The organism is Clostridium sp. BL-8, from assembly GCF_002006495.1.
In the GTDB taxonomy this organism is placed as follows: Bacteria; Bacillota; Clostridia; order Clostridiales; family Clostridiaceae; genus Clostridium.
Window position 1 is genome coordinate 1 of sequence record NZ_LZZL01000193.1, and the last position, 2066, is coordinate 2066.

The 2066-nt window shown below is 41.2% G+C and carries 1 protein-coding gene and 2 pseudogenes; 2 read left to right on the plus strand and 1 reads right to left on the minus strand.

Going from position 1 to position 2066, the window contains the following annotated elements:
- Together CLOBL_RS27135 and CLOBL_RS28835 are read left to right on the plus strand one after the other, a co-directional pair.
- A pseudogene (locus CLOBL_RS27135) lies at positions 1–509 on the plus strand (collagen-like protein); the annotation flags it as partial.
- A gap of 341 nt (positions 510–850) precedes the next feature.
- A pseudogene (locus tag CLOBL_RS28835) lies at positions 851–1315 on the plus strand (DNRLRE domain-containing protein); the annotation flags it as partial.
- An 8-nt stretch (positions 1316–1323) separates the two neighbouring features.
- Here CLOBL_RS28835 and CLOBL_RS28840 read toward each other — a convergent pair.
- Complete coding sequence (locus CLOBL_RS28840; protein ID WP_347472982.1) at positions 1324–2049, minus strand: DUF4573 domain-containing protein; 726 nt, start codon at positions 2047–2049, stop codon at positions 1324–1326.
- Between the last annotated feature and the right edge of the window lie 17 nt (positions 2050–2066).

The window sequence follows — 2066 nt, forward strand, 5'->3', positions numbered from 1 at the left end:
GTGATACTGGCGTTACTGGCCCTACTGGTGATACTGGCGTTACTGGTCCTACTGGCGATACCGGTGCGACAGGCCCTACTGGCGATACTGGACCAACTGGTGCTGGTTTAGCTGCAGATGGTTATGTATATGAACTTGCAACAATCGCTGATTCAACTGTTGTTGGTGGTGCAGACGTTCCATTCTCTAACAATGGACCGTTAAGTGGTGTAACTCATACACCTGGTACTACTACTATTACCGTAACAAGTGCCGGCACTTATGAAATAAATTATGGCATCAGCATAACAGCAGGTGTTGGTTCTCAAATTGCAATTGCTGTAAATGGTACTGTTGATGCATCTACTCCTATAACAGCTTTAGTTGCTACCGGAGAATTATTTGGAAGTGCTATATTAACCCTTGCTGCCGGAGATGTCATCACTTTAAGAAATAACTCAGCAACTCCTTTAGTAATGACATTAGCTCCAGGTGTTGGTTCTCAATTAACTATTAAGAAATTAGACTAGTATAAAAAACGGCTCTCTGCGTGTAACGCAGAGAGCTTTTGTATAAAGCACAATCAAATAAATAACAAGTCCATATGTATAATATAGAACTTTAAAATTAAGATAGTAGTACATCTATCAAAATTCTACATATCATCATAGTCCGCACTATCAATAAATTTCAATACAAATTTCTACTTTCTAATAAAGTTTGTATTTTCTAATCTTATGAATGATGTCTAAAACCTATTTTTATTAAAATAAATTTTAGACATTATTCATCGTACTACACCATTTTTCACAATTTTACATATATTAACTAAGGATATATATGTATTATACTAAATTAAGGAGATGATGCAATGCCTACTACTATTCTCATTCCTATTGCAGATGCATATATCTCATTGTTAAACCCAAACACAAATTATGGATTTTCAAGCCTTCTATTTACTGGAAGATTTGTTCAACCTAATGATTTATTTAGAAGTTTATTAAAATTTGATTTAATTAATGCTGTTCCTTCAGGAAATACAGTATCTAACGCTTCCTTGAACTTATTTGTTTTTAGAAAAGATCTACCTGACGCTGTTTTATCCCCTCAAACCGTTAGTATATTTACAAATGTAAGTGACTTTTCAGAAAATATAGTTACATGGAATAATGCACCATCAGTAAATCCAACAATCTATTCTATAACTATCACTGATGCAAATGTTGGTAATTATATAAGCATTGATATCACTAATTTAGTAATAGATTGGATCAATAACCCAGCGACAAACTTTGGTATAACATTAAATGGTATTGAAAATATAATTGATACTATTATAGGTTACTTCTCTAAAGAATGGACTGTTCCAAGCCAAAGACCATTTCTTAGCATAGATTTCTTCTCTGGTAGTACTGGCACTACAGGACCTACCGGAGCCACAGGATCTACTGGCGATACTGGTGCCACAGGTTCTACTGGATCTACTGGCAACACTGGCGCAACCGGAGTCACAGGCTCTACCGGGCCTACCGGTGACACTGGCGCTACTGGAATTACAGGACCTGCTGGGGCTACTGGTGATACAACTACCGGCGACACCGGTGCTACCGGAGCTGCAGGTTCTACCGGACCTACTGGCGATACTGGTGCCACTGGAGTTACAGGTGACACTGGATCTACTGGTGATACTGGGTCAATCGGAGTTACAGGTTCCACTGGATCTACTGGCGACACTGGTGCTACTGGAGTTACAGGGTCTACTGGCGATACTGGTGCAACTGGCGTTACAGGTTCCACTGGATCTACCGGTGATACTGGCGCTACTGGAGTCACAGGTTCTACTGGACCTACCGGCGACACTGGTGCTACCGGAGTTACAGGTTCTACCGGAGTTACAGGTTCTACCGGAGTTACAGGTTCTACTGGACCTACTGGCGACACTGGAGTTACAGGGTCTACTGGACCTACCGGTGACACTGGCGCTACTGGAGTTACTGGTTCCACTGGCCCTACCGGCGACACCGGGGCGACTGGAGTTACTGGTTCCACTGGCCCTACCGGCGACACTGGTGCTACTGGAATCA